The sequence below is a fragment of the Variovorax sp. V15 genome (assembly GCF_041154425.1).
Classification (GTDB): domain Bacteria; phylum Pseudomonadota; class Gammaproteobacteria; order Burkholderiales; family Burkholderiaceae_C; genus Variovorax; species Variovorax guangxiensis.
Map to the genome: position 1 here is coordinate 240,852 of NZ_AP028659.1, position 24,522 is coordinate 265,373.

At 66.9% G+C, this 24,522-nt stretch carries 26 protein-coding genes and 1 tRNA gene; 25 read left to right on the top strand and 2 right to left on the bottom strand.

Going from position 1 to position 24,522, the window contains the following annotated elements; all coding sequences use genetic code 11:
* The first annotated feature begins 47 nt into the window (after window positions 1-47).
* The 7 genes from ACAM57_RS01160 to ubiA all read left to right on the top strand — a co-directional run bounded on the left by ACAM57_RS01160 (window position 48) and on the right by ubiA (window position 13,216).
* Window positions 48-7,577, top strand: coding sequence for an amino acid adenylation domain-containing protein (locus ACAM57_RS01160; RefSeq protein ID WP_369660441.1), 7,530 nt, complete (start codon window positions 48-50; stop codon window positions 7,575-7,577).
* A 1-nt stretch (window position 7,578) separates the two neighbouring features.
* Window positions 7,579-8,901, top strand: a complete 1,323-nt coding sequence (locus ACAM57_RS01165) for a glycosyltransferase (protein ID WP_369660442.1) — start codon at window positions 7,579-7,581, stop codon at window positions 8,899-8,901.
* A gap of 30 nt (window positions 8,902-8,931) precedes the next feature.
* Window positions 8,932-9,153 (top strand): MbtH family protein, encoded by a 222-nt coding sequence (locus ACAM57_RS01170; protein ID WP_126021196.1) that lies wholly within the window; start codon window positions 8,932-8,934, stop codon window positions 9,151-9,153.
* Between the two features lie 166 nt (window positions 9,154-9,319).
* Window positions 9,320-10,558: an acyltransferase family protein gene (locus ACAM57_RS01175; RefSeq protein ID WP_369660443.1), complete on the top strand. Its 1,239-nt coding sequence runs from the start codon at window positions 9,320-9,322 to the stop codon at window positions 10,556-10,558.
* Window positions 10,559-10,632: 74 nt separating this feature from the next.
* Complete coding sequence (locus ACAM57_RS01180; RefSeq protein ID WP_126021198.1) at window positions 10,633-11,598, top strand: LysR substrate-binding domain-containing protein; 966 nt, start codon at window positions 10,633-10,635, stop codon at window positions 11,596-11,598.
* A gap of 153 nt (window positions 11,599-11,751) precedes the next feature.
* Complete coding sequence (locus ACAM57_RS01185) at window positions 11,752-12,327, top strand: Dps family protein (protein WP_126021199.1); 576 nt, start codon at window positions 11,752-11,754, stop codon at window positions 12,325-12,327.
* Window positions 12,317-13,216, top strand: a complete 900-nt coding sequence (ubiA, locus tag ACAM57_RS01190; RefSeq protein ID WP_369660444.1) for a 4-hydroxybenzoate octaprenyltransferase — start codon at window positions 12,317-12,319, stop codon at window positions 13,214-13,216. Before ACAM57_RS01185 ends, ubiA begins: the two co-directional genes overlap by 11 nt.
* Window positions 13,217-13,264: 48 nt before the next feature.
* Here ubiA and proC read toward each other — a convergent pair whose 3' ends face one another.
* Window positions 13,265-14,122: a pyrroline-5-carboxylate reductase gene (proC, locus tag ACAM57_RS01195; RefSeq protein WP_369660445.1), complete on the bottom strand. Its 858-nt coding sequence runs from the start codon at window positions 14,120-14,122 to the stop codon at window positions 13,265-13,267.
* Entirely contained in the window at window positions 14,119-15,252 is a 1,134-nt protein-coding gene (locus tag ACAM57_RS01200) for an esterase-like activity of phytase family protein (protein WP_369662508.1), read from the bottom strand. The genes proC and ACAM57_RS01200 overlap by 4 nt, the downstream gene beginning before the upstream one ends.
* Before the next feature lie 253 nt (window positions 15,253-15,505).
* Between ACAM57_RS01200 and rplN the strand changes: the two genes are divergently transcribed.
* The 18 genes from rplN (at window position 15,506) to ACAM57_RS01290 (ending at window position 24,439) form a co-directional block, all read left to right on the top strand.
* A complete protein-coding gene (gene rplN / locus ACAM57_RS01205; protein ID WP_009124801.1) occupies window positions 15,506-15,874 on the top strand; it encodes a 50S ribosomal protein L14 in 369 nt (122 codons plus the stop codon).
* Between the two features lie 12 nt (window positions 15,875-15,886).
* The gene (gene rplX, locus ACAM57_RS01210) at window positions 15,887-16,219 is read left to right on the top strand and encodes a 50S ribosomal protein L24 (RefSeq protein ID WP_019653967.1); all 333 of its coding nucleotides are present in this window, start codon (window positions 15,887-15,889) and stop codon (window positions 16,217-16,219) included.
* A gap of 11 nt (window positions 16,220-16,230) precedes the next feature.
* Window positions 16,231-16,770: a 50S ribosomal protein L5 gene (rplE, locus tag ACAM57_RS01215; RefSeq protein ID WP_093196100.1), complete on the top strand. Its 540-nt coding sequence runs from the start codon at window positions 16,231-16,233 to the stop codon at window positions 16,768-16,770.
* Window positions 16,771-16,778: 8 nt separating this feature from the next.
* Window positions 16,779-17,084, top strand: a complete 306-nt coding sequence (gene rpsN / locus ACAM57_RS01220) for a 30S ribosomal protein S14 (protein ID WP_019653969.1) — start codon at window positions 16,779-16,781, stop codon at window positions 17,082-17,084.
* Window positions 17,085-17,104: 20 nt separating this feature from the next.
* The gene (gene rpsH / locus ACAM57_RS01225) at window positions 17,105-17,500 is read left to right on the top strand and encodes a 30S ribosomal protein S8 (protein WP_081267428.1); all 396 of its coding nucleotides are present in this window, start codon (window positions 17,105-17,107) and stop codon (window positions 17,498-17,500) included.
* 24 nt (window positions 17,501-17,524) lie between these two features.
* Window positions 17,525-18,058 (top strand): 50S ribosomal protein L6, encoded by a 534-nt coding sequence (rplF, locus tag ACAM57_RS01230; protein WP_369660446.1) that lies wholly within the window; start codon window positions 17,525-17,527, stop codon window positions 18,056-18,058.
* A 14-nt stretch (window positions 18,059-18,072) separates the two neighbouring features.
* Entirely contained in the window at window positions 18,073-18,438 is a 366-nt protein-coding gene (gene rplR / locus ACAM57_RS01235; RefSeq protein WP_026346312.1) for a 50S ribosomal protein L18, read from the top strand.
* A gap of 18 nt (window positions 18,439-18,456) precedes the next feature.
* Window positions 18,457-18,975 (top strand): 30S ribosomal protein S5, encoded by a 519-nt coding sequence (gene rpsE / locus ACAM57_RS01240; protein WP_125950502.1) that lies wholly within the window; start codon window positions 18,457-18,459, stop codon window positions 18,973-18,975.
* A 35-nt stretch (window positions 18,976-19,010) separates the two neighbouring features.
* Window positions 19,011-19,193, top strand: a complete 183-nt coding sequence (gene rpmD / locus ACAM57_RS01245) for a 50S ribosomal protein L30 (protein ID WP_019653974.1) — start codon at window positions 19,011-19,013, stop codon at window positions 19,191-19,193.
* An 11-nt stretch (window positions 19,194-19,204) separates the two neighbouring features.
* Window positions 19,205-19,636: a 50S ribosomal protein L15 gene (gene rplO / locus ACAM57_RS01250; RefSeq protein ID WP_019653975.1), complete on the top strand. Its 432-nt coding sequence runs from the start codon at window positions 19,205-19,207 to the stop codon at window positions 19,634-19,636.
* Between the two features lie 27 nt (window positions 19,637-19,663).
* Window positions 19,664-20,977 (top strand): preprotein translocase subunit SecY, encoded by a 1,314-nt coding sequence (secY, locus tag ACAM57_RS01255; RefSeq protein WP_019653976.1) that lies wholly within the window; start codon window positions 19,664-19,666, stop codon window positions 20,975-20,977.
* 64 nt (window positions 20,978-21,041) lie between these two features.
* Window positions 21,042-21,155: a 50S ribosomal protein L36 gene (gene rpmJ / locus ACAM57_RS01260; protein ID WP_013544106.1), complete on the top strand. Its 114-nt coding sequence runs from the start codon at window positions 21,042-21,044 to the stop codon at window positions 21,153-21,155.
* Between the two features lie 23 nt (window positions 21,156-21,178).
* Window positions 21,179-21,544, top strand: a complete 366-nt coding sequence (rpsM, locus tag ACAM57_RS01265; protein WP_013544105.1) for a 30S ribosomal protein S13 — start codon at window positions 21,179-21,181, stop codon at window positions 21,542-21,544.
* A gap of 12 nt (window positions 21,545-21,556) precedes the next feature.
* Window positions 21,557-21,961 carry a 30S ribosomal protein S11 gene (gene rpsK / locus ACAM57_RS01270; RefSeq protein ID WP_009124825.1) on the top strand — a complete coding sequence of 135 codons (405 nt, stop codon included), beginning with the start codon at window positions 21,557-21,559 and terminating at the stop codon, window positions 21,959-21,961.
* A gap of 131 nt (window positions 21,962-22,092) precedes the next feature.
* Complete coding sequence (gene rpsD, locus ACAM57_RS01275) at window positions 22,093-22,716, top strand: 30S ribosomal protein S4 (protein WP_126021203.1); 624 nt, start codon at window positions 22,093-22,095, stop codon at window positions 22,714-22,716.
* A 142-nt stretch (window positions 22,717-22,858) separates the two neighbouring features.
* Complete coding sequence (gene rpoA, locus ACAM57_RS01280; RefSeq protein WP_009124827.1) at window positions 22,859-23,848, top strand: DNA-directed RNA polymerase subunit alpha; 990 nt, start codon at window positions 22,859-22,861, stop codon at window positions 23,846-23,848.
* 97 nt (window positions 23,849-23,945) lie between these two features.
* Entirely contained in the window at window positions 23,946-24,344 is a 399-nt protein-coding gene (rplQ, locus tag ACAM57_RS01285; protein WP_126021204.1) for a 50S ribosomal protein L17, read from the top strand.
* An 18-nt stretch (window positions 24,345-24,362) separates the two neighbouring features.
* Window positions 24,363-24,439 (top strand) — tRNA-Met (locus tag ACAM57_RS01290).
* Window positions 24,440-24,522: the final 83 nt, after the last annotated feature.

A 24,522-nucleotide genomic window follows, 5' to 3' on the forward strand; every position in this document is an offset into this window, starting at 1 on the left:
GCGGGAAACGATCGCTCGCCGATTCAATTCAAGACGTGGAGAAGTTCATGAGCACGGTCGATCCCCTGGGTGCCGCATCGGTCCTCACTACGGGCCAGATGGCGATGTGGCTCGGCGCGAAGTTCGCTTCGCCGGACACCAACTTCAACCTCGCCGAAGCCATCGAGATCGAGGGCTGGATCGACGCGGACGTCTTCATGGCCGCGATGCGGCAGGTGACCGAAGAGGCCGAGGCCACGCGCCTGAGCTTCGTCGACACCGCGCAGGGCCCGCGGCAGGTGGTGGCGCCCGTCTTCAACCGCGAGATGCCCTTCCTGGACTTCAGCGGCGAGCACGATCCGGGCGCCGCCGCGCAAGCCTGGATGCAGGCCGACTTCACGCGCAAGGACGACCTCGCGCGCGACCAGCTCTGGATGTCCGCGCTGATCCGCCTCGCGGACGACCACCACGTCTGGTACCACCGCAGCCACCACATCGTGCTCGACGGCTTCGGCGGCGGGCTCATCGCGCGGCGCTTCGCCGACGTGTACAGCGCCCGCATCGCGGGCACCGAGGTGTCCGAGGCCTCGCGCCTCGCACCCATTTCGCATTTGATGGAGGAAGACAAGGCCTATCGCGAATCGGGACGGTACCCGCGCGACAGGCAGTACTGGACGGAGCGCTTCGCCGACGCGCCCGATCCGCTGAGCCTGGCCTCGCAGCGCTCGGTGAACGTCGGCGGCCTGTTGCGCCAGACCGCCTACCTGCCGGCCGAAAGCGTGCGCGCCCTGGCCGACATCGCGCAGCAGTTCGGCGCCACGCTGCCGCAGATCCTGATCGCGACCACCGCCGCCTACCTGTACCGCGCCACCGGCGTCGAGGACACGGTGATCGGCATCCCGGTCACCGCGCGGCACAACGACCGCATGCGCCGCGTGCCCGCGATGGTGGCCAACGCGCTGCCGCTGCGCCTGGCGATGCGCCCCGACCTGCCGGTGGCAGAGCTGATCGCCGAAGTGGGGCGGCAGATGCGGCAGATCCTGCGGCACCAGTCCTACCGCTACGAGCACCTGCGCGGCGACCTCAACATGCTGGTGAACAACCGGCAGCTCTTCACCACGGTGGTCAACGTCGAGCCCTTCGACTACGACTTCCGCTTCGCCGGCCACGCCGCATGGCCGCGCAACCTGTCCAACGGCACGGCCGAGGACCTGGGCATCTTTTTGTACGAGCGCGGCAACGGGCAGGACCTGCAGATCGACTTCGACGCCAACCCCGCGATCCACACCGCGCAATCGCTGGCCGACCACCAGCGCCGGCTGCTGGCCTTCATGACGGCGGTGATCCGCCAGCCCGCGCAGGCCATCGGCCACGTCGACCTGCTCGATGCCGCCGAGCGCGAGCAGCTTCTGGTGACGTGGAACGACACGGTGCACGCAGTGCCCGGGACGAACCTCGTCGCGCTCATCGAAGCGCAGCTTGTCGCCAACCCGCAAGGCATCGCACTGCGCTTCGAGGGCGAGGCGATGAGCAACGAGGAACTCGACCGCCGCGCCAACCGCCTCGCGCACCTGCTGCGCGCGCGTGGCGCAGGCCCCGAGCGCACCGTGGCGCTGGCCATTCCGCGTTCCTTCGACCTGATGGTGGCGCTGCTCGCCACGCTGAAGACCGGCGCCGCCTACCTGCCGGTGGACCCGGACTTCCCCCAGGACCGTATCGCCTTCATGCTCGGCGACGCGCGGCCCGCCTGCCTAGTCACCACCGAAGCGCTCGCGGAGTCGTTGCCGGTGGATACGCCGAAGCTCTTGCTCGATGTAGCGCAAACGTTTGCCGCATTGGCGAATACGGCGAAGGGCGACGATGCCGCGCCCGGCGTGGCCATCGACTCCGCGCATCCGGCCTACGTGATCTACACCTCCGGCTCCACCGGCAAGCCCAAGGGCGCGGTGGTGTCGCACCGCGCCATCGTCAACCGCCTGCAGTGGATGCAGGACCGCTACCGCCTGAAGGCAGACGACCGCGTGCTGCAGAAGACGCCGTCGAGCTTCGACGTGTCGGTGTGGGAGTTCTTCTGGCCGCTGATCGACGGCGCCACGCTGGTGCTCGCGAAGCCCGGCGGCCACAAGGACGCGGCCTACCTCGCGAAGCTGATCGCCGATGAAGGCATCACCACCGCGCACTTCGTGCCGTCGATGCTGGAAGTGTTCCTGCTCGAGCCGAAGGCGCGCGAGTGCGCCTCGCTGCGGCGCGTGATCTGCAGCGGCGAGGCGCTGTCGCCCGCGCTGGTGACGCAGTTCCAGCGGCAGTTGCCCTGCGAGCTGCACAACCTCTACGGGCCGACCGAGGCCGCCGTCGACGTCACTTCGTGGGAGTGCCCGCGCGAGGCTGAAGACGCGCCGTCTTCGCGCAGCAGCGTGCCCATCGGCCGGCCGATCTGGAACACGCAGATGCACGTGCTCGACAGCGGCCTGCAGCCCGTGCCGCCCGGTACCGCGGGCGAGCTGTACATCGCGGGCGTCGGCCTCGCGCGCGGCTATCTCGAGCGCCCGCTGCTGAGCGCCGAGCGCTTCGTGGCCAACCCTTACGGCGAGCCCGGCAGCCGCATGTACCGCACCGGCGACCTCGCGCGCTGGCGCGAGGACGGCAGCCTCGACTTCCTGGGCCGCGCCGACCAGCAGGTGAAGATCCGCGGGCTGCGCATCGAGCCCGGCGAGATCGAATCGGCGCTGCTGCAGCACGCGCAGGTCGCGCAGGCGGCGGTGGTCGCGCGGGAAGACGTGCCGGGCGAGAAGCGCCTCGTGGCCTACGTGGTGGCCGCCGAGGGAGCCGATCCGCAGGCGGCCGACCTGCGCACCCATCTCGCGCAGTCGCTGCCCGAATACATGGTGCCCTCGGCCTTCGTCGACGTGCCGGCGCTGCCGCTGGGCCCCAGCGGCAAGCTCGACCGCCGCGCGCTGCCCGCGCCCGAGCTGCAGGCGGCCACACCCTACGTGGCGCCGCGCACGCACACCGAGAAGATCCTCGCGCGCCTCTGGGCCGAGACGCTGCACCTGCCGCGCGTGGGCATCGAGGACAACTTCTTCGAGCTCGGCGGGCACTCGCTGATGATCGTGCAGCTGATCTCGATGATCCGCCAGCAGTTCATGATCGACCTGCCGCTGGATACGCTGTTCCAGGTCTCCACCATCGCCGGCCTCGCCGAGCTGCTCGACCAGGCCTCTCAGGCGCGCCCGAGCCTGGTGCCGATGCCGCGTCCGGCGCGCATTCCGCTGTCGTTCGCGCAGCGCCGCCTTTGGCTGATGAACCAGCTGGAGAACGCCAACCCCGCCTACAACATGCCGCTGGCACTGCGCCTGTCGGGCACGCTCGACCGCGCCGCGCTGCAGTCAGCGCTCGACGACCTGGTGCAGCGCCACGAGAGCCTGCGCACCATCTACCCAAGCGACGATGGGCTGCCCTACCAGCACATCCTCGAAGGCGAACAGGCGCGCGCGCTGCTGGTCGAGGCCGACAGCAGCGAGGACGGGATCGCCGCGCAGCTGCACGCCGCCGCCCGCACCGGCTTCGACCTCGGCACCACCGCGCCGCTGCGCCCGCAGCTCTTCAGGCTGGCCGACGACGAGCACGTGCTGCTGCTGCTCACCCACCACATCGTGGGCGACGGCGCCTCGCTGCTGCCGCTGGCTCGCGACCTGAGCGTGGCCTACGCCGCGCGCAGCGAAGGCAAGGCGCCTGGCTGGGCGCCGCTGCCGCTGCAGTACGCCGACTACGCGCTGTGGCAGCAGGAGCTGCTGGGCAGCGAAGACGACCCCGAGAGCATGGCCGGCCGCCAGCGCGAGTTCTGGCGCGAGACCCTGCGCGACCTGCCCGAGCGGCTGAGCCTGCCGGTCGACCGGCCGCATCCGGCCGTGCCGAGCCATCGCGGCGACGTCGTGCCGCTGCAGATTCCGCCGCAGGTGCACGAGCGCATGCTGCAGCTCGCACGCGACGGCCAGGCCAGCGTCTTCATGGTGCTGCAGGCCGCGCTCGCGGGTCTGCTCAACCGGCTGGGCGCGGGAGACGACATCGTCATCGGCACGCCGGTGGCAGGCCGCAGCGATCACGCGCTGGACGAGCTCATCGGCTGCTTCGTCAACGCGCTGGTGCTGCGCACCGACCTCGCAGGCCAGCCCAGCCTGCGCGAGCTGGTCGCGCGGGTGCGCGCCACCAACCTCGCGGCCTATGCGAACCAGGAGTTCCCGTACGACCGCATCGTGGAGCTGCTGCGCCCGCAGCGCGGCGGCGCGAACCTGCCGCTGTTCCAGGTGATGCTGGGCTTCCAGAGCGGCAGCAACCGCCTGTCCTTCGGGCTGCCGGGCCTGTCGATCACGCCGCAGCCGGTGGAGGTGGACACGGCCAAGTTCGACCTGTCCTTCATCCTCGACGAGCAGCGCGGCGCCGACGGGCTGCCCGGCGGCATCGCGGGCGGCATCCAGTTCAGCACCGACATCTTCGACCGCGCGACCGTCGAGGCCATCGGCCAGCGGCTCGTGCGCCTGCTGGAGCAGGCCTGCGATGCGCCCGATGCCGCGCTGGGCAGTCTGGACATCCTCGGCGACGAGGAGCGCCATCGCCTGCTGGCCGACTGGAGCGGCAGGAGTGCCGGCACGCGCGACGACATCGCGCCGCTCTCGCTCGCGGCCATGGTGGAGGCGCACGCCGCCGCGCGCCCGCATGCGGCTGCGGTGGTGCTCGACGACGCCTCGGTGGTGAGCTACGCCGCGCTCGACGTGCGCGCCAATCGGCTCGCGCACCTGCTGCGCGGGCGGGGCGTGGGCGCAGGCCACATCGTCGCCACGGTGCTGCCGCGTTCGCTCGACCTCGTGGTGGCGCACCTCGCCATCGTGAAGGCCGGCGCGGCCTACCTGCCCGTCGATCCGAACCACATGGCCGGGCGCAGCGCCTTCGTGTTCGAGGAGGCGGCGCCTGCCGCGGTGCTGACGCACACGTCGCTGCTGCCGGAACTGGCCGGCATTGCGCACTGCCTGGCGCTCGACAGCGACGAGACCGTCGCAGCGCTGGCCATCCAGTCGGACGGGCCCGTGGCGCAGCCGCGCGCCGCCGATCCGCGCGACGCCGCGTACGTGATCTACACCTCGGGCTCCACCGGCAAGCCCAAGGGCGTGGTGGTGCCGCACCAAGGGTTGAGCAGCCTCGGCGCCTCGATGGCGCAGCGCTTCGCCATCGACCACGGCTCGCGCGTGCTGCAGTTCTCCTCCAGCGGCTTCGACGCTTCGGTGATGGACCTGCTGATGGCCTTCCACGCCGGCGCCGCGCTGGTGGTGCCCTCGGCGCAGCAGGTGCTGGGCGCCGAACTGGGCGCGCTGATCGAAAGGCTGGCCGTGAGCCACGCGCTGATTCCGCCGGCCGCGCTCGCGACGCTGCCCGAGGGCGAGTACCCCTGCCTGCGGACGGTGGTGGTGGGCGGCGATGCCTGCTCCGCCGAACTGGCCGCGCGCTGGTCCAGCGGCCGCCGCATGGTCAACGCCTACGGCCCGACCGAGATCACCATCTGTGCGAGCACCAGCGCGCCGATGAATGGCGATGAGCCGCCCACCATCGGCACCCCGGTGTGGAACACGCGCGTGTACGTGCTCGACGACGCGCTGCAGCCGGTGCCGCCAGGCGTGGCGGGCGAGCTCTACATCGCGGGGAGCGGCGTCGCGCGCGGCTACCTGAACCGCGCGTTGCTGAGTGCCGAGCGCTTCGTCGCCGATCCCTTCGGCGAGCCCGGCAGCCGCATGTACCGCAGCGGCGACCTGGTGCGCTGGCGCAACGACGGCAGCCTCGACTTCCTCGGCCGCGCCGACCAGCAGGTGAAGATCCGCGGCTACCGCATCGAGCCCGGCGAGATCGAATCGGTGCTGCTGCGCCATCCGCAGGTGACGCAGGCGGCCGTCATCGCGCGCGAGGACATGCCGGGCGAGAAGCGCCTGGTGGCCTACGTGGTGGCGTCGTCCGATCCGCAGCCCGCCGAGCTGCGCGCCCACATGGCGCAGTCGCTGCCCGACTACATGGTGCCTTCGGCCTTCGTGCACCTGCCGTTCCTGCCGCTCACCCAGAGCGGCAAGCTCGACCGCAGGGCGCTGCCCGCGCCGGGCCAGCAGGCCGCCTCGGCATATGCCGAGCCGCGCACCGCCACCGAAACGCAGCTCGCCGCGCTGTGGGCCGAGACGCTGCACCTGGAGCGCGTGGGCATCCACGACAACTTCTTCGAGCTCGGCGGGCATTCGCTGATGGCCATTCAGCTCGGCATGCGCATCCGTCAGCAGGTGCGCGCGGACTTTCCGCATGCCGAGGTCTACAACCGGCCGACCATTGCGGCGCTGGCCGCATGGCTGGACGACAACACGGAAGGCGCCCAGGCGCTGGACCTGTCGCGCGAGCTCGACCTGCCGGCGTACATCCAGCCCCATGTGGCCCTGCCGCCGTTGATTGCAAAGCGCGTGTTCCTGACCGGCGCCAGCGGCTTCGTCGGCAGCCACCTGCTGGCCGCGCTGCTGCGCGACACCTCGGCCTGCGTGGTCTGCCACGTGCGCGCCGCCGACGAGGAGGCCGGCCGGCGCCGCCTGCAGCTCACGCTGGCGCAGCGGCAGCTCGGCGCGATCTGGGACGACGCGCGCATCGAGGTCGTGACCGGCGATCTCGGCAAGCCGCGCCTGGGGCTGGACGACAGCGCGGTGCAGCTGGTGCGCGAGGGCTGCGACGCCATCTACCACTGCGCGGCGCAGGTGGACTTCCTGCATCCCTATGCCAGCCTGAAGCCCGCCAACGTCGACAGCGTGGTCACGCTGCTCGAATGGACCGCGCAGGGCCGGCCGAAGAGCATGCACTACGTGTCGACGCTGGCGGTGATCGACCAGAACAACGGCAAGGAAGGCGCCACCGTCACTGAGCAGTCGGCCCTGGCCTCCTGGCGCGGGCTGGTCGACGGCTACAGCCAGAGCAAGTGGGTGGGCGACGCGCTGGCGCGCGAGGCGCAGTCGCGCGGCATGCCGGTGGCGATCTACCGGCTGGGCGCGGTCACCGGCGACCACACGCACGCGATCTGCAACGCCGACGACCTGATCTGGCGCGTGGCGCATCTCTATGCCGAACTCGAAGCCATTCCCGACATGGACCTGCCGCTGAACCTCACGCCGGTGGACGACGTTGCGCGCGCCATCCTCGGCCTCGCGGCACTGCAGTCGTCGTGGGGCCAGGTGTTCCACCTGACCAGCCAGGAGGCGCTGCGGGTGCGCGACATTCCGGCCGTGTTCGAGCGGCTCGGCATGCGGCTCGAACCCGTCGGGCTCGAACCGTGGCTGCAGCGCGCGCATGCGCGGCTCGCCGTGGGGCAGGACCGCGACCTCGCGGCGGTGCTGGCGATCCTCGACCGCTACGACACCTCGGCCACGCCGCCGAAGGTGAGCGGCGAGGCCACGCACGCGCAGCTGCAGGCCATCGGCGCGGCGATCCGCCCGGTGGACCGCGACCTGCTGCAGCGCTACTTCGTCGACCTCGGCATCGACACCAAGGCGCGCCCTCCGGTCGAGACCAGCGCATCGCAGGTGGCCTGAGATGGCGCGCTACCTCATCGCGGCAACCGCGCTGCCGGGACACGTGCTGCCGATGCTGGCCATCGCCCAGCATCTGGTGGGCCTCGGGCACGAGGTGCGGGTGCACACGGCGAGCCGCTTCCGCGCGCAGGCCGAGGCCACCGGCGCGGGCTTCACGCCCTTCGACGCCTCCATCGACTTCGACCACCATGAGCTCGACCAGCGCTTTCCGCAGCGCCAGCGGCTGCCGTCGGCGCATGCGCAGCTGTGCTTCGGGCTCAAGCACTTCTTCGCCGACGCCATGGCGGCGCAGCGGGCCGGGCTGGAGGCGATCCTGCGCGACTTCGCGGCCGACGCGATCGTGGTCGACACCATGTTCTGCGGCACCTTCCCGCTGCTGCTGGGGCCGCGCGAGCAGCGCCCTGCCATCGTGGCCATCGGCATCTCGGCGCTGCCGCTGTCGAGCTGCGACACCGCCTTCTTCGGCACCGCGCTGCCGCCGTCGTCCACGCCGGAAGGGCGGGTGCGCAACCGCGCGATGAACGCCAACCTCAAGCAGGCGATGTTCGGCGAGGTGCAGCGCTACTTCGACGCGCTGCTGACCTGCGCGGGCCTGCCGGCCCTGCCCGAGTTCTTCATCGACGCGATGGTGAAGCTGCCGGACGTCTACCTGCAGCTCACTTCCGAATCCTTCGAGTACCCGCGCAGCGACCTGCCGGCCTCGGTGCGCTTCGTCGGCCCGCTGCTGGCGCCGGCCAGCCGCGACTTCGTGGAACCCGACTGGTGGCACGAGCTGGACGACGGCCGCGCGGTGGTGCTGGTGACGCAGGGCACGCTGGCCAACCAGAACCCGGCGCAGCTGATCGGGCCGACCCTGCAGGGGCTGGCCGGCGCTGGCGACATCCAGGTCATCGCGACCACCGGCGGCCCGCAGCCCGAAGCACTGAACATGGCGGTGCCGGCGAATGCGCGCGTGCTGCCCTTCCTGCCCTACGACCGGCTGCTGCCCAAGGTGCACGCGATGGTCACCAACGGCGGCTACGGCTCGGTCAATCATGCGCTGAGCCTCGGCGTGCCGCTGGTGGTGGCTGGCGCCACCGAGGAGAAGCCCGAGATCGCCGCGCGCGTGGCGTGGTCGGGGGCAGGCATCAACCTGGGCAACGGACAGCCCACCGCGCGCCAGATCGGCGACGCGGTGCGCAGGCTGCTGAACGACCCCGCCTACCGCCAGCGCGCGGGCGTGCTGCGCGACGACTTCGCGCGGCATCACGCGCTCACCGGGATATCGGCCGCGCTCGGGGCGCTGCGCGAGGCCGCTGCTGCCGAATCCGTGGAAATGGCCTGACTGAAGACGAACCCCGCAAGGAAACCGACGATGAGCAACCCGTTTGATGACAAGAACGGCACCTTCCAGGTGCTGGTGAACGACGAAGGCCAGCACTCGCTGTGGCCCGCCTTCATCGACGTGCCCGCCGGCTGGAAGGTGGCGCTGCCCGCCACCGACAGGGCCGCCTGCGGCGCCTACATCGAGGCGAACTGGACGGACATGCGCCCGCGCTCCCTTGCGGCGAAGGATCTCGATGCTGCCGGCGCATGAGGGTGTTCGCCCTGCACCGGCGCGGCGCCGCATGGGCGTATGCGGCGCGCCTGCGCTCGTCCGCGGCCGGTGATGTGAGCGCCGCCTCCGGCGAGCGGAAGGAACGCGCCGGCTCTGCCGAAGGGAGGCGGGAAAAGCCGCGGCAGCGGGGCGGGCCGAGCCGGCGATGAGCGTCTTCTCTGCCTGGCCGTACTTCGTGCTCGTGCTGGTGGTGCTCGGCGCGATGGCGCTCCCGGTGTTCCGTGCGGCCGACGAGCCGCGGCACAGCTCACGCGACCACCGCACCGCCACGCTCGACGGGCTGCGCGGCTTTCTCGCGCTGAGCGTGTTCGTGCATCACCTGATGGTGACCCATGGCTACATCGAGCATGGCGAGTGGACTTTTCCGCCCTCGGGCTTCCACACGCTGCTGGGGCAGGCGGGCGTTGGCGTCTTCTTCATGATCACCGGCTTCCTGTTCTGGGGAAAGCTGCTCGACGCGCAGGGGCGGCCGGACTGGCGCGGCCTGTATGCCGGCCGGCTCTGGCGCATCGGCCCGACTTATCTGCTGGCGGTGGGCTTGATGTTTCTTGCGGTCGCATGGCGCACCGGTTTCGAGCTCAGGGAGCCGGTGTGGTCCCTGCTCGGCGCAGTGCTGCAGTGGCTGGCCCTCGGCATCTGGCCGCTGCAGCCGGACATCAACGGCTATGCCGGCACGACGCTGATCCTCGCTGGCGTGACGTGGACGGTCTTCGTGGAGTGGCTGTTCTACGGGGCGCTGCGGCCGATGGCGCCGCTCGCGCGCGGCGATCGCACACCCCGGTTCGTGCTCGGCCTTATGCTGCTGTGCCTGCCCTTGCTGTGCTTCGCGGCGCTGTCGCCGGGCGCCACGCCCTCGCGGCCTACGCTCGCGCTGGTGATCGGGGCACTGGCCTGGGTGCTGGCATCGTTTCTCATGGGCATGCTGTCGGCCTGGCTGGTTCGGCGCGGCGGGCCGAAACTGCCGCAGCGATCGGCTTCACTGCTCGCGCTGGCCTGCCTTGGAGGCGTCTTCCTGGGCTTCGAGCACATGGTCGGTCCAGTGCAGGTGCTGCTGCTCTGGGTGTTCTTCCACCTGGTGTGCACCGGCAGCACCCTCTTCGGCCTGCTGGCCACGCGCGCGGCCCGGCGCATGAGCACGGCGAGCTACAGCATCTACCTGCTGCAGGGGCTGGTGCTGACGCTGGTGTTCGGCCTGCGGCCGGTGAGAGAGTTCGTGATGGCCGGGGCGATGCAGTACTGGCTGGTGGGCACCGCCTGCGCGCTGCTGCTGGTGGCGGCCTCGGTGGTCAGCTACCGGCTGGTCGAGAAGCCGGGAATCGCGCGGGGCCGGCGCCTGCGGGCCGGGCCGCGCGGGATGCCCGCGGCGCAGGCGGCGGGGCCTTGAACGGGGGATGGCCGTGGTCCTGAAGACCCCAGGCCATCCTCATGACACACCCTTGCGCATAATTGACGCAAGCTATGACTCTCACCGAACTCAAATACATCGTCGCAGTGGCCCGCGAAAGGCACTTCGGCAAGGCGGCCGAGGCCTGCTACGTTTCACAGCCGACCCTCTCGGTTGCGATCAAGAAGCTCGAGGACGAACTCGAGGTCAAGCTCTTCGAGCGCAGTGCCGGCGAAGTGACCGTCACGCCGCTGGGCGAGCAGATCGTGCAGCAGGCCCAGAGCGTGCTCGACCAGGCAGCCAGCATCAAGGAGATCGCCAAGCGCGGCAAGGACCCGCTGGCCGGCCCGCTGAACCTGGGCGTGATCTACACCATCGGCCCGTACCTGCTGCCCGACCTCGTGCGCCAGGTGATCGCGCGCACGCCGCAGATGCCGCTGGTGCTGCAGGAGAACTTCACCGCCAAGCTGCTGGAGATGCTGCGCGCCGGCGAGATCGACTGCGCCATCATGGCCGAGCCCTTTCCCGACACCGGCCTCGCGATGGCGCCGCTGTACGACGAGCCCTTCATGGCGGCGCTGCCCAACAAGCACAAGTTCGCCGACCGCGAATCCATCACGTCCGAAGAACTGCAGAGCGAGACCATGCTGCTGCTGGGCACCGGCCACTGCTTTCGCGACCACGTGCTGGAGGTGTGCCCGGAGTTCGCGCGCTTCTCGAGCAACGCCGAGGGCATCCGCAAGAGCTTCGAGGGCTCGTCGCTCGAGACCATCAAGCACATGGTGGCCTCGGGCATGGGCGTGACGCTGGTGCCGCGCCTGTCGGTGCCGGCCGATGCGCTCAAGCCCAAGGTCAAGGGCCGCAAGGAGGCCGAGCAGATGGTGCGCTACCTGCCGGTGCGCGACGCGCAGGACCGCGACCCGCCCACGCGCCGCGTGGTGCTCGCATGGCGGCGCACCTTCACGCGCTACGAGGCCATCGCCGCGCTTCGCAACGCGATCTATGCGTGCGAGCTGCCGGGCGTGAAGCGCCTTTCGTAGCGGATCGAATGTCGAGAACTTGGCCTACGCGAGGGCTGTTTTGAATCGTTGATCGCTGAGATAGAGTGGCACTGTTGCGAAGCCGCGTGCCGGCTTCCAGAATCGAAGCGAACACCCCTCCAAGAACTCGACTGAAGAAAAGGATCTCCCGCCATGGCCAAAGACTCCAAGAAACCATCGTCAGCAGCTTCCGCCGGCAAGGTGCCCAAGAAGGGCGGCAAGCAGGTCGCGCAGGAGTCGGGCAGCCGCAATGCGCCCATCATCAACATCGGCATCGAGCGCCAGGACCGCGCCGCCATCGCCGAAGGCCTGAGCCGCGTGCTGGCCGACACCTACACGCTGTACCTCACCACGCACAACTTCCACTGGAACGTGACGGGCCCGCACTTCAACTCGCTGCACGCCATGTTCATGCAGCAGTACACCGAGCTGTGGGGCGCGACCGACGTGATCGCCGAGCGGATCCGCGCACTGGGCCACTACGCCCCTGGCTCGTACGCCGAGTTCAGCAAGATCGCCACCGTGCCCGATGTGCCTCAGAACCCGCCCAAGGCGATGGAGATGGTGCGCATCCTGGTGAAGGGCCACGAGACCGTGTCGCGCATCGCGCGCGAATTCATTCCTGTCGCCGAGGAAGCCGGCGACGACCCGACGGCCGACATGCTGACCGCGCGCTGCACGGTGCACGATCAGACGGCCTGGATGCTGCGTTCCCTCCTTGAAGACTGATTCCGCTCCCTCCGTCATCGCGCCCGCGGCTCGCCGCGGGCGTTTTGCGTTGTATCTCGACCTGATCCGCTGGAACCGCCCGGCGGGCTGGCTGCTGCTGCTGTGGCCCACGCTGGGCGCGCTGTGGTTCGCGGCGGGCGGCTGGCCGGGCTGGCACTTGCTCATCGTGTTCACGCTCGGCACCTTCCTGATGCGCAGCGCCGGCTGCTGCGTGAACGACGTGGCCGATCGCGACTTCGACCGCCACGTCAAGCGCACCGCGCAGCGGCCCGTGACCAGCGGCGAGCTGTCGGTCAAGGAAGCGCTGGGGCTGGGCGTGGTGCTGGCGCTGGTGTCCTTCGGGCTGGTGCTCACGACCAACCGCACGACGGTACTGTGGTCGTTCGCGGCGCTGGCCATCACGCTCGTTTATCCCTTCGCCAAGCGCTTCGTCTCGGTGCCGCAGGCGGTGCTGGGCATCGCCTTCAGCTTCGGTATTCCGATGGCGTTCGCGGCGGTGCAGTCGACCGTGCCGCTCTTTGCGGCAGTGCTGCTCGCGGGCAACCTGTTCTGGGTGCTGGCCTACGACACCGAATATGCGATGGTCGACCGCGACGACGACCTGAAGATCGGCATGAAGACATCGGCCATCACCTTCGGCCGCTTCGATGTCGCGGCGGTAATGGCGAGCTACGCGATCTTCCTCGCGGTCTGGACCTGGGCAGGCGCCAGCCGTTCGCTGGGCGTGCTGTTTTATGTTGGCATCGCGGTGGCCGCGGCGCAGGCGCTGTGGCACTGGCGGCTGATCCACGACCGCACGCGCGAAGGCTGCTTCAAGGCATTCCGGCTGAACCACTGGCTGGGCTTCACCGTGTTCGCCGGCGTCGTGGCCGGCTACGCGCTGCGTTGAGCACGCCGCGCTGCCCGGCGGGCGTTGTGGCTCTATCCAACCAGTTGTTCAGTCGCGGCCGAATTCTTCGCCCAGCTCGGCGGCGCGCTTCTGTGCCGCGCGGATCGCGGTCTTGAACTGCGACTTCACGTCCGCCGCCTGCAGCGAGGTGATGGCCGCGTAGGTGGTGCCGCCCTTGGAGGTCACGCGCTCGCGCAGCACCGACGGCGGCTCGGTCGCGCTGTGCGCCAGCGCCGAGGCGCCGGTGAACGTGCCGATCGCCAGCCGCTGGGCCTGCTCGGGCGAGAGGCCCATCTCGACGCCGGCCTCGGTCATTGCCTCGATGAAATAGAACACGTAGGCCGGGCCGGAGCCGGACATGGCGGTGACTGCATCGAGGGCGGGTTCGGTGTCGACCCAGAGCAGTTCGCCGGTAGGCGCCAGCAGCTGGCCGACCATCGAGCGGTCGCTGCCCTCGACGCCGGGGCGGGCGTACAGGCCTGTCATGCCCTTGCCCACCAGCGCGGGTGTGTTGGGCATGGCGCGCACCACGCGCTCGGTGCCGAGCCAGCGGGCGATGCTGTCGGACGGAATGCCCGCGGCCACGCTCAGGTGCAGGGCATCGGCGGCGAAGGCGCGCACCGGCCTGGCGGCTTCGGCGAAGGTCTGGGGCTTGACCGCCCACACCACCACGCCGCAGCGCGACAGCGCCTCGCTCGCCTCGGCCCTGGCGACGATGCCGAAGGACTGGGCCAGCTTCTTCCGGGCCTCCTCGAAGGGCTCGACCACCTCGAAGGCATCCGCCGGGGTGCCTTGCTGGATCAGGCCGCCGATGATGGCGCTGGCCATGTTGCCGCCCCCGATGAAGGCGACGGGAGGCAGCGGCGCAGGGCCGGTGCGGGGCAGGAAGGTCACGGCGATGGTCATGGTCGGTCGGCGTATTCGAAGGCGGCGAACTGGGTGATTTGAAGCGGATTGAAATTGTCGTCGCTCACGACCACCAGCATGCGCCTGCCGCCGGGCAGCGGCGGGCCCCAGCACATGCCTTCGGTGTTGTCGAGCCGGGAGAGGCCCAGCGTGGCGAAGTCGGCCACCAGGGTCTTGGCTGCCGGCCGGTGGTTGCCGGGCGCCAGCGCATCGACCGCGAGCACGTCGCTGGCGGCGCGGGTGTCTATTTCATACAGGCGCAGCGAATTGCCGCGGCCGGTGGCGTAGGCGCGCTCCAGCACCAGCATGCGGTCGGCGTCGATCATCAGGATCTCGCTCACGCCGTTGTCGGCGTAGCTTCCGGGAACGAGCGGGCGCAGCGGGATGGCATCGGGAACGTAGGCGATCTGGCGGTCGGGCTGGCCGGTCTCCAGGTCGATCCGCGTGAAGCGGCAGGGACCGCCGGCGGCGCCCACGGCGGGTTCGGGGCCGTCCTGGATCAGGGCGTTTTCCATCGCCAGCCAGGCGAAGCGGCCGTCGGGCGTGAGGCTGACGCCCTCGAAAGTCAGGTTGTCGCGCGGGCCGCGGCGCTTTGCCGGATCGGGCTGGAACATCGCCGGCATCCGGAATTCGCGCAGAAAACGGCCGTCGCGGGCCGATTCGTACAAGGCCGGCCCGAAGCCGCGTGCGACGTCCCCCTCGCTGGTCCACAGCAGGGTGTTGGCGGCGGGGCGCAGCCGAAGGGCTTCAGGATCGGGCACAGGCAGGCCGTCGACCGCGTTGCGGCGGCTGGGCCAGGGACCGCCGCCCGGGCGTTGCAGCTGCACCACGCCGGTCGACTCCGGCGGCGCGGCCTGCGGGGAGGACCAACGGGCGGTGTAGTAGCGGACGGGGGCGAGATCCGATCGGTCGTCACTGATGAGCAGGTACTCACCTCGGATTGGGTCGTAGTCGATGCCCGAGAGGCCTCCGGCCGTGGTTCCTTCTATATGAAGGCGGTGCGGCCAACGCGCTTCGGCGACGAGGCGCAGCCGGCCGGGGTCCGGGTTCGGTGTCGCGCCACCTTTGCAACCGGCCAGTGCCAGCCCCGCGAAGCCGACCCCGGCGGCCAGCAGGCGCCGGCGCTGTATTGACGAGGTCGAAAGAACGGGGTTTTCGGGCGCTTGCACGCCCCGGAGTCTAGTGGCAGTGCTCGACGGCAAGCAGGGTTGTTGACTTCCGGCTTCTCGCGTGCAACAATCGCGGGCTTCGCTTTCAAAAGGCGAAGCTTTCAGCCCAAAGCGAAAGTGTCCCGAGTGGTTCGGGGCATGGACGACGGGCCCAAGACTGACTGATTTGCCTCCCTCCTGGATGCACATCGGTACAAGTTGGGAATATCAAGAAATGATCCAAACTGAATCCCGGCTCGAAGTGGCCGACAACACGGGCGCGAAATCCGTCCTGTGTATCAAGGTGCTCGGTGGCTCCAAGCGGCGTTATGCCAGCGTGGGCGACGTCATCAAGGTCAGCATCAAGGAAGCCGCTCCGCGTGGTCGCGTCAAGAAGGGCGAGATCTACAGCGCAGTGGTGGTCCGCACCGCCAAGGGTATCCGTCGCGCCGACGGTTCGCTCGTCAAGTTCGACGGCAACGCAGCAGTGTTGCTCAACGCCAAGCTGGAGCCCATCGGCACCCGCATCTTCGGACCGGTCACGCGCGAACTGCGCACCGAGAAGTTCATGAAGATCGTGTCGCTGGCCCCCGAAGTTCTCTAAGGACACAACGCCATGAACAAGATTCGCAAGGGCGACCAGGTCATCGTGTTGGCCGGCCGCGACAAGGGCAAGCGGGGCACCGTCTCGCTGCGCAAGGACGACTCGCATGTGGTCGTCGAAGGCATCAACCTCGTCAAGAAGCACACCAAGCCGAACCCCCTGAAGGGTACGACCGGTGGCATCGTCGAGAAGGCCATGCCGATTCACCAGTCCAACGTGGCGATCTTCAACGCCGCGACTGGCAAGGCCGATCGCGTGGGCGTCAAGGTCACCCAGGATGCTGACGGCAAGCGCGTGGCTGTTCGCGTGTTCAAGTCGAGCGGCGAAGAAATCAAGTTCGCCTAAGAGGTACTCACATGGCACGTCTCCAACAACACTATCGCGAAAAGATCGCGAAAGACCTGACGGAAAAGTTCGGCTACACGTCGCCGATGCAGGTTCCGCGCCTCACCAAGATCACCCTGAACATGGGCGTGGGTGAAGCAGTCGCCGACAAGAAGGTCCTCGACAACGCCGTCGCCGACCTGACCAAGATCGCCGGCCAGAAGCCCGTGGTCACCAAGTCGAAGAAGGCCATCGCCGGCTTCAAGATCCGCGAAAACCAGCCGATCGGCTGCATGGTCACGCTGCGTGGCGTGCACATGTACGAATTCCTGGATCGCTTCGTGACCATCGCGCTGCCGCGCGTTCGCGACTTCCGTGGTATCTCCGGCCGTGCTTTCGACGGCCGTGGCAACTACAACATCGGCGTCAAGGAACAGATCATTTTCCCCGAGATCGAGTACGACAAGGTCGATGCCCTGCGCGGTCTCAATATCAGCATCACGACGACGGCCAAGACCGACGAAGAAGCCAAGGCTCTTCTCGCCGGCTTCCGTTTCCCGTTCAAGAACTGAGGTGACCTGTGGCTAAAGCATCTTTGATCCAGCGCGAACTCAAGCGCGACAAGCTGGTTGCCAAGTTCGCAGCGAAGCACGCCGAACTGAAGGCGGCTTCCAACGACCTGAAGAAGACCGAGGAAGAGCGCGCCGCTGCTCGCCTGGCGCTGCAGAAGCTGCCGCGCAACGCGAACCCCACGCGCCAGCGCAACCGTTGCGAAATCACCGGTCGTCCCCGTGGCACCTTCCGTCAATTCGGTCTGGCCCGCGCCAAGATCCGCGAACTGGCTTTCAACGGCGACATCCCCGGTGTCACCAAGGCCAGCTGGTAAGCCAGGCAGGAGCAAACAACATGAGCATGAGTGATCCCATTGCCGACCTGCTGACGCGTATCCGCAACGCGCAGATGGTGGCGAAGCCCACCGTGTCGGTCCCGTCTTCCAAGGTGAAGATCGCGATCGCACAAGTCCTGAAGGACGAGGGCTACATCGACGGCTTCCAGGTCAAGACCGAAGCCGGCAAGAGTGAACTGGAAATCTCGCTGAAGTACTACGCTGGCCGTCCGGTCATCGAGCGCATCGAGCGTGTGAGCCGCCCTGGCCTGCGTGTCTACAAGGCCAGCGCTTCCATTCCGCAAGTCCAGAACGGCCTCGGCGTCGCCATCGTCACGACCCCCAAGGGCGTGATGACCGACCGCAAGGCTCGCGCCTCCGGTGTCGGCGGCGAAGTCCTGTGCTACGTCGCCTAACCGAGACATCGAGGAGTAACTGAAATGTCCCGAGTAGGAAAATCGCCGGTCGCCATCCCCGCAGGCGTGGATGTGTCGATCAAGGAAGACCAGATCAGCGTCAAGGGTACGGGCGGCACGCTCAACCTCGCGCGCAACGCGCTGGTCAACGTCGTCAGCAAGGACGGCAAGCTGAGCTTCGAGCCCGCCAACGATTCGCGTGAAGCCAACGCGATGAGCGGCACGGTTCGCCAGCTCGTGAACAACATGGTGGTCGGTGTGACCAAGGGCTTCGAGAAGAAGCTCAGCCTGATCGGCGTGGGCTACAAGGCCGCCGCCCAGGGCGCCAAGCTGAACCTCCAGGTCGGCTACTCGCACCCCGTCAACATCGACATGCCGCAAGGCATCACGGTGGCGACGCCCACCCCGACCGAAGTCGTGGTCAAGGGCGCAGACCGCCAGCGCGTCGGCCAGGTGGCCGCTGAGATCCGTGCCGTTCGTCCGCCAGAGCCCTACAAGGGCAAGGGCATCCGCTATGCGGACGAGAAGATCGTGATCAAAGAGACCAAGAAGAAGTAAGGGGCAGCAAAATGATGTTGACCAAAAAAGCACAGCGTCTCCGCCGCTCGCGCCAGACCCGCATCCGCATCGCGACGCAGGGCGTGGCCCGTCTGACGGTGAATCGCACCAACCTGCACATCTACGCCACCGTCATCTCCGGCGACGGCGCCAAGGTGATTGCAACCGCATCGACGGCAGAAGCCGAAGTGCGTACCTCGCTCGGCGGTTCGGGCAAGGGCGGCAACGCTGCCGCCGCCACCGCCGTCGGCAAGCGCATCGCTGAAAAGGCGAAGGCAGCCGGCATCGAGAAGGTCGCTTTCGACCGCGCAGGTTTCGCCTACCACGGCCGCGTCAAGGCGCTGGCCGAAGCCGCCCGCGAAGCCGGCCTGCAGTTCTAACCGGACACGAGATTCAAAATGGCAAAGATTCAGGCAAGAGCTCAGAACGAAGGCCCTGAGGACGGTTTGCGCGAGAAGATGATCGCGATCAACCGCGTCACCAAGGTGGTGAAGGGTGGTCGTATCCTCGGTTTCGCAGCACTCACCGTGGTCGGTGACGGCGATGGCCGCGTCGGCATGGGCAAGGGCAAGTCGAAGGAAGTGCCCGCTGCAGTGCAGAAGGCAATGGAAGAAGCGCGTCGCAACCTGCTGAAGGTTTCGATCAAGAACGGCACGCTGCACCACCAGGTGCAAGGCCACCACGGCGCTTCGACGGTCGTGATGTACCCGGCTCCCAAGGGTACCGGCATCATCGCCGGCGGCCCGATGCGCGCCGTGTTCGAAGTGATGGGTATCACCGACATCGTGGCCAAGAGCCATGGTTCGTCGAACCCCTACAACATGGTTCGCGCCACGCTCGACGGGTTGAAGAACTCGACGACCGCCAGCGAAGTGGCTGCCAAGCGCGGCCTGACCGTCGAAGAAATCTTCGCCTGAGCGCAGGCCGTCGCAAGCCTCAAGGAAGCATTCAAATGACGCAACAACAGACCCTCAAGGTGCAACTGGTCAAGAGCCCGATCGGCACCAAGGAATCGCATCGCGCGACCGTGCGCGGCCTCGGCCTGCGCAAGCTCAACAGCGTGAGCGAGCTGCAAGACACGCCCGCGGTGCGCGGCATGATCAACAAGATCAGTTATCTGGTCAAAGTCCTGTAAGAGAGACTGATATGGAACTCAATGGCATCAAGCCGGCGGATGGCGCCAAGCACGCCAAGCGCCGTGTCGGCCGCGGTATCGGTTCCGGCCTGGGCAAGACCTCGGGTCGCGGCCACAAGGGCCAGAAGTCGCGCGCAGGCGGTTTCCACAAGGTCGGCTTCGAAGGCGGTCAAATGCCGCTGCAGCGTCGCCTGCCGAAGCGTGGCTTCAAGTCGCACCTGCTGAAGTTCAACGCCGAAGTCACGCTGACCGCTCTCGAGCAGCTCGGCCTGGCCGAAGTGGACATCCTGGCGCTGAAGCAAGCCGGCCTCGTGGGCCAGCTCGCCAAGGTCGTCAAGGTCGTGAAGACCGGTGAGCTCACCAAGGCCGTCAAGCTGACGGGCGTGGGCGCAACGGCTGGCGCAAAGGCTGCGATCGAAGCGGCCGGCGGCAGCATCGCCTGATCACCATCGGACTGAAAGAAGTTCTTCGTGGCAACTAACGCGGCAACGATCGCAAAAACAGGCAAGTTCGGCGACCTCCGTCGTCGGCTCGTCTTTTTGCTGCTCGCGCTCGTGGTCTACCGGATTGGCGCGCACATTCCTGTGCCGGGTATCAACCCGGACCAGCTGGCTGCGCTGTTCCAGGGCCAGCAGGGCGGCATTCTGAGCCTGTTCAACATGTTCTCGGGCGGTGCGCTGTCGCGCTTCACCGTGTTCGCGTTGGGGATCATGCCGTACATCTCGGCGTCGATCATCATGCAGCTGATGACCTACGTGCTTCCGACCTTCGAGCAATTGAAGAAGGAAGGCGAGGCCGGCCGCCGCAAGATCACGCAGTACACGCGCTATGGCGCGCTGGGCCTGGCCCTGTTCCAGTCGTTCAGCATCGCGGTGGCTCTCGAGTCGTCGGCAGGCCTGGTGATTTCGCCCGGCTTCGGCTTCCGCATCACCGCCATGGTGAGTCTGACGGCAGGTTCCATGTTCCTGATGTGGCTCGGCGAGCAGATCACCGAACGCGGCCTGGGCAACGGCATCTCGATCCTGATCTTCGCGGGGATCGCGGCCGGCCTGCCCAATGCCATCGGCGGCCTGCTGGAGCTGGTGCGTACCGGCGCCATGAACGTGATCGTCGCGCTCTTCATCGTCGCCGTGGTGGTGCTGGTCACCTACTTCGTGGTGTTCGTGGAACGCGGCCAGCGCAAGATCCTCGTGAACTATGCGCGGCGCCAGGTCGGCAACAAGGTGTATGGCGGCCAGTCGTCGCACCTGCCGCTGAAGCTGAACATGGCTGGCGTGATCCCGCCGATCTTCGCCTCGTCGATCATCCTGCTGCCGGCGACGGTGGTCGGCTGGTTCAGCACCGGTGACGGCGGTTTCCGCTGGATCAAGGACGTCGCCAGTGCGCTGCGTCCTGGCGAGCCGATCTACGTGCTGCTGTATGCCGCTGCGATCGTTTTCTTCTGCTTCTTCTACACGGCACTCGTGTTCAACAGCAAGGAAACGGCCGACAACCTGAAGAAGAGTGGTGCATTCATCCCGGGTATCCGTCCGGGTGACCAGACCGCTCGCTACATCGACAAGATCCTGGTTCGACTGACGCTGGCTGGCGCGGTGTACATCACCTTCGTCTGCCTGCTGCCGGAGTTCCTGATCCTGAAGTACAACGTGCCGTTCTACTTCGGTGGTACCTCCCTGCTGATCATCGTGGTCGTCACGATGGACTTCATGGCCCAGGTGCAAAACTACATGATGTCCCAGCAGTACGAATCGCTGCTGAAGAAGGCGAACTTCAAGACATCGTAGGGCTGTGTTTCAGTATTGAGTCCGGGCGGTAGACCGCCACGTTAAACAGTTTTAGGAGAGTGAAATGAGAGTTTCGGCTTCGGTCAAAACCATCTGCCGTAATTGCAAGGTCATCCGCCGCAAGGGTGTGGTGCGCGTGATCTGCACCGACCCGCGCCACAAGCAGCGCCAGGGTTGATTGAAGAGTATTAGAGGACGCACATGGCACGTATTGCTGGCATCAACATCCCGCCGCACAAGCACGCTGAAATCGGCCTGACCGCCATCTTCGGCATCGGTCGCACCCGCGCCCGCCAGATCTGCGAAGCGAGCGGCATCGAGTATTCGAAGAAGATCAAGGATCTGACCGACGCCGATCTCGAGAAGATCCGCGACCAGATCGCCCTGTTCACGATCGAAGGCGACCTGCGTCGCGAGACGACGATGAACATCAAGCGCCTGATGGACATCGGCTGCTACCGCGGCTTCCGTCACCGTCGCGGCCTGCCGATGCGCGGCCAGCGCACGCGCACCAACGCCCGCACCCGCAAGGGTCCGCGCAAGGCTGCGCAGTCCCTGAAGAAATAAGGATAGAACAGCATGGCTAAAGCACCTGCAAACAACGCCGCACAGCGCGTTCGCAAGAAGGTTCGCAAGAACGTCGCGGACGGTATCGCTCACGTGCACGCTTCGTTCAACAACACCATCATCACGATCACCGACCGCCAGGGCAACGCCCTGTCGTGGGCTTCGTCGGGTGGCCAGGGCTTCAAGGGCTCGCGCAAGTCGACGCCGTTCGCTGCGCAGGTCGCTTCCGAAGTGGCCGGCCGTGCTGCTGTCGAACAAGGCATCAAGAACCTCGACGTCGAGATCAAGGGCCCCGGCCCCGGTCGCGAATCGTCGGTGCGCGCACTGGCTGCGCTCGGCATCCGGATCAACTCGATCGCCGACGTGACGCCCGTTCCGCACAACGGCTGCCGTCCCCAGAAGCGTCGCCGCATCTGATCGCCAGTCCGCAAGGCGCAGCCGGCTTTGAATAGCGGCTGCGCGTTTGTTTTTTTACTAAGCCCACCGCCATCGGCATTCCGCTGATGGCTCCCGCAGGCAACTGCGGTAGATGACACAAAGGAAAAATCGTGGCACGTTACCTCGGCCCCAAGGCCAAACTTTCCCGCCGTGAAGGCACCGACCTGTTCCTGAAGAGCGCTCGTCGTTCGATCCAGGACAAGGCCAAGTTCGACTCCAAGCCCGGCCAGCACGGCCGCACCTCGGGTCAGCGTACCTCCGACTACGGCCTGCAGCTGCGCGAGAAGCAGAAGGTCAAGCGCATGTACGGCGTGCTCGAGAAGCAGTTCCGCCGCTACTTCGAAGAAGCCGATCGCCGCCGTGGCAACACCGGTGCCAACCTGCTGTTCATTCTCGAATCCCGTCTGGACAACGTCGTCTACCGCATGGGCTTCGGCTCGACCCGCGCCGAAGCGCGCCAGCTCGTGTCGCACAAGGCGATCACGGTGAACGGTCAGTCGGTCAATATCCCGTCGTACCTGGTCAAGACCGGCGACGTGATCGCCGTGCGCGAGAAGTCGAAAAAGCAGACCCGCGTTGTCGAAGCGCTGCAACTCGCCCAGCAAGTCGGTATCCCGGCATGGGTCGACGTGAATGCCGACAAGGCCGAAGGCACGTTCAAGAAGGTGCCCGATCGCGACGAATTCGCAGCCGACATCAACGAATCGCTGATCGTCGAACTGTATTCGCGTTGATTTTTTCTACCCGCCTGCGCTTCCACGCGCCGGCGGGAGATTGTTTTTGTTGTTCACGTTCCTGTTCCGCGCTCCGTCGCGGCTCAGGTGCTTCACCAGCCTTACCGGTGTAACGAGCCGGGGGTATTGAGAGGAAGTCTGCATGCAAACCACCCTGCTGAAACCCAAGACCATCCAGGTCGAGCAACTTGCCGCCAACAAGGCCAAGGTGACGCTCGAGCCTTTCGAGCGCGGCTATGGCCACACGCTCGGCAACGCGCTGCGTCGCGTTCTGCTGTCGTCCATGGTGGGCTACTCGGCCACCGAAGTCACGATCGCTGGCGTTCTGCATGAGTACTCGTCGATCGACGGCGTGCAGGAAGATGTCGTCAACATCCTGCTGAACCTCAAGGGCGTGGTGTTCAAGCTCCACAACCGCGACGAAGTCACGCTGAGCCTGCGCAAGGACGGCGAAGGCCCGGTCCTGGCCTCGGACATCCAGACCCCGCACGACGTCGAGATCATCAACCCCGACCATGTGATCGCCCACCTGTCGCAAGGCGGCAAGCTCGACATGCAGATCAAGGTCGAGAAGGGCCGCGGCTATGTGCCCGGCACGATGCGCCGCTATGCGGACGAGCCGACGAAGTCGATCGGCCGCATCGTCCTCGATGCCTCGTTCTCGCCCGTCAAGCGCGTGAGCTACACGGTCGAGAGCGCCCGCGTCGAGCAGCGCACCGACCTGGACAAGCTGCTGGTCGAAATCGAGACCAACGGTGCGATCACCGCCGAAGACGCAGTGCGCGCATCGGCTAAAATCCTGGTCGAGCAGCTCGCCGTGTTCGCGCAGCTCGAAGGCGGCGAACTCGCTGCGTTCGACGCTCCGGCTCCGCGCAGCGCACAGCAGTTCGATCCGATCCTGCTGCGCCCTGTCGACGAACTCGAACTGACGGTGCGTTCGGCCAACTGCCTGAAGGCCGAAAACATCTACTACATCGGTGACCTGATCCAGCGCACCGAGAACGAGCTGCTCAAGACCCCGAACCTGGGTCGCAAGTCGCTCAACGAAATCAAGGAAGTGCTTGCCTCGCGCGGCCTGACCTTGGGCATGAAGCTCGAAAGCTGGCCGCCGGCCGGCCTCGACAAGCGTTGATCATTTGAATTTTTTGAAAGAGGCCCCCTGAAAAGGGCCAGTGCACCGGGCAGTACCTGACACGGCTGCCTGTTTTTATAAAGTAAAGGAAAGCACCATGCGTCACGGACACGGACTCCGCAAACTCAACCGCACCAGCTCGCACCGCCTCGCGATGCTGCAGAACATGATGAATTCGCTCATCGAGCACGAAGTCATCAAGACCACGGTCCCCAAGGCCAAGGAACTGCGCCGCGTCATCGAGCCGATGATCACGCTCGCCAAGAAGCCCACCGTCGCCAACAAGCGCCTGGCCTTCGACCGCCTGCGCAACCGCGACGCCGTCGTGAAGCTCTTCGGCGACCTCGGCCCGCGTTTCGCAACGCGTCCGGGCGGCTACACCCGCATCCTGAAGATGGGCTTCCGTGTGGGTGACAATGCCCCGATGGCGCTCGTCGAACTGGTTGACCGTCCTGAAATTAAAGAAGACGCAGCCGAGCAAAACGCCGCTGAATAAGCTATACTCTAAGTCTGCCGCGCGATGGAGCAGCCTGGTAGCTCGTTGGGCTCATAACCCAAAGGTCGCAAGTTCAAATCTTGCTCGCGCAACCAAATCGAAAAGGCCCTTTGAGAAATCAAAGGGCCTTTTTCTTTGCCGGTATTTGTTTATCAATTGCCGGTCAATGACAAAAAGA

Bases quoted from the DNA above. Each gene is read 5' to 3' on its own strand.
- proC (WP_369660445.1), bottom strand. From the start codon at position 14,122: ATGACCATCGCCGTGACCTTCCTGCCCCGCACCGGCCCTGCGCCGCTG.
- rplO (WP_019653975.1), top strand. From the start codon at position 19,205: ATGGAACTCAATGGCATCAAGCCGGCGGATGGCGCCAAGCACGCCAAG.
- ACAM57_RS01180 (WP_126021198.1), top strand. From the start codon at position 10,633: ATGACTCTCACCGAACTCAAATACATCGTCGCAGTGGCCCGCGAAAGG.
- rpmJ (WP_013544106.1), top strand. From the start codon at position 21,042: ATGAGAGTTTCGGCTTCGGTCAAAACCATCTGCCGTAATTGCAAGGTC.
- ACAM57_RS01170 (WP_126021196.1), top strand. From the start codon at position 8,932: ATGAGCAACCCGTTTGATGACAAGAACGGCACCTTCCAGGTGCTGGTG.
- ACAM57_RS01185 (WP_126021199.1), top strand. From the start codon at position 11,752: ATGGCCAAAGACTCCAAGAAACCATCGTCAGCAGCTTCCGCCGGCAAG.
- rpsK (WP_009124825.1), top strand. From the start codon at position 21,557: ATGGCTAAAGCACCTGCAAACAACGCCGCACAGCGCGTTCGCAAGAAG.
- rpoA (WP_009124827.1), top strand. From the start codon at position 22,859: ATGCAAACCACCCTGCTGAAACCCAAGACCATCCAGGTCGAGCAACTT.
- ACAM57_RS01175 (WP_369660443.1), top strand. From the start codon at position 9,320: ATGAGCGTCTTCTCTGCCTGGCCGTACTTCGTGCTCGTGCTGGTGGTG.
- rpsH (WP_081267428.1), top strand. From the start codon at position 17,105: ATGAGCATGAGTGATCCCATTGCCGACCTGCTGACGCGTATCCGCAAC.
- rplQ (WP_126021204.1), top strand. From the start codon at position 23,946: ATGCGTCACGGACACGGACTCCGCAAACTCAACCGCACCAGCTCGCAC.
- rplE (WP_093196100.1), top strand. From the start codon at position 16,231: ATGGCACGTCTCCAACAACACTATCGCGAAAAGATCGCGAAAGACCTG.
- rplN (WP_009124801.1), top strand. From the start codon at position 15,506: ATGATCCAAACTGAATCCCGGCTCGAAGTGGCCGACAACACGGGCGCG.
- rplR (WP_026346312.1), top strand. From the start codon at position 18,073: ATGTTGACCAAAAAAGCACAGCGTCTCCGCCGCTCGCGCCAGACCCGC.
- rpmD (WP_019653974.1), top strand. From the start codon at position 19,011: ATGACGCAACAACAGACCCTCAAGGTGCAACTGGTCAAGAGCCCGATC.
- ACAM57_RS01165 (WP_369660442.1), top strand. From the start codon at position 7,579: ATGGCGCGCTACCTCATCGCGGCAACCGCGCTGCCGGGACACGTGCTG.
- rpsE (WP_125950502.1), top strand. From the start codon at position 18,457: ATGGCAAAGATTCAGGCAAGAGCTCAGAACGAAGGCCCTGAGGACGGT.
- ACAM57_RS01160 (WP_369660441.1), top strand. From the start codon at position 48: ATGAGCACGGTCGATCCCCTGGGTGCCGCATCGGTCCTCACTACGGGC.
- rplF (WP_369660446.1), top strand. From the start codon at position 17,525: ATGTCCCGAGTAGGAAAATCGCCGGTCGCCATCCCCGCAGGCGTGGAT.
- rplX (WP_019653967.1), top strand. From the start codon at position 15,887: ATGAACAAGATTCGCAAGGGCGACCAGGTCATCGTGTTGGCCGGCCGC.
- rpsM (WP_013544105.1), top strand. From the start codon at position 21,179: ATGGCACGTATTGCTGGCATCAACATCCCGCCGCACAAGCACGCTGAA.